The organism is Herbiconiux daphne, from assembly GCF_024979295.1.
GTDB lineage: Bacteria > Actinomycetota > Actinomycetes > Actinomycetales > Microbacteriaceae > Herbiconiux > Herbiconiux daphnes.
In genome coordinates this window covers 1-1,119 of record NZ_JANLCJ010000133.1, presented here as the reverse complement: position 1 = coordinate 1,119, position 1,119 = coordinate 1, and the positions used below count along the sequence as shown (strand labels likewise).

Sequence of the window (1,119 nt, the reverse complement as noted above, 5' to 3'; positions counted from 1 at the left end):
GTTTGCATTGTATAGCGCAGGTATCTACCGTAACCGTTACAACAGTCCAGCTCTGACTATTGCTCCACCTAGCCACGGTGAAGGTGGTGTTTGTTACGTCCAGAACAATGAAGATGCAGTAGCTTTGTATCTTCTTGTTTACGGAACTAAAGAAGATTTTGCAGGTTGCTGGGCACAAGGTCGTATCGGCGTTGATCGTGAAAACATGGCAGGGTATATCCGTAACAGCAGTGAAGATACTCGTCGTAATGTTGTTCGTTCACGTCGCCCAGGTTGGCAACAAATGGCAGATTGGTTACGTACTTGGTTAAACACTAACCCTGAACACCTCCAGTCTAAACGTGGTCGCTTAACAGTGACTCGTTTTTACGACGGTATGTTGGCTCGCCTTAACACCGAGCCGTCAGCCAGCCGTGAACGCCAAGCAGAAATCATCACTAACGCATTTGAAGAACTTCGGGAGATGTACGCATGACCACCATTAATATCTTTACCACCGGCACCGATCCAGAGATGTTTGCTCGTCGTCGTGACAACGGTGTTATCACCTCTGTTGCAGGTTTGCTGGGCTGTTCGAAAGAGAAAAAACTGGATCTCTCTGATCTGGTTCGCTTACAGGAAGATAACGTTCTCGCTGAGTTCGATATCAATCCGTGCGAAAACTTTCAACAGTTCAATGACAGTATTCAATCTGGTATCGATCTGACTCGTGCATTGCTGGCACAACATGGTCTGGATATTGCTGAGGGCGTAAGCTCTCACATTTACAGCCAATCTGAGTTGGAGTCTTTCGATAAATCTGCATTCGTGTTTGGCTGTACGCCAGATTACAATGCTATGACTGGTCAGAAGAACCCCTCTCCAGCAGCGGCAGATCCAGGTCTTCGTACCGCAGGTGGTCACGTTCATATTGGTTTCCCTAAAGATGTTCGCATGAATCGTGAACTCCAGATGGATGCCGGTGTTCTGTGCGACTATTACCTGTCGTTGCCGTCCTTGTTTATGGACAGCGATACACGTCGTAAAGAGCTTTATGGTAAAGCAGGTGCAATCCGTTTCAAAGATTACGGTATTGAATACCGTTCTCTTTCCAACTTCTGGATCTTCAAAGAGCAGCTT

General features: G+C 46.8%; 2 protein-coding genes. Both read left to right on the top strand.

The window, feature by feature from the left end; genetic code table 11:
* The coding region (locus N1032_RS23580) for a hypothetical protein (protein WP_259542807.1) at positions 1–475 on the top strand (475 nt) is incomplete at its 5' end.
* The coding region (locus N1032_RS23575; protein WP_259542806.1) for a putative amidoligase domain-containing protein at positions 472–1,119 on the top strand (648 nt) is incomplete at its 3' end. The genes N1032_RS23580 and N1032_RS23575, both read left to right, overlap by 4 nt.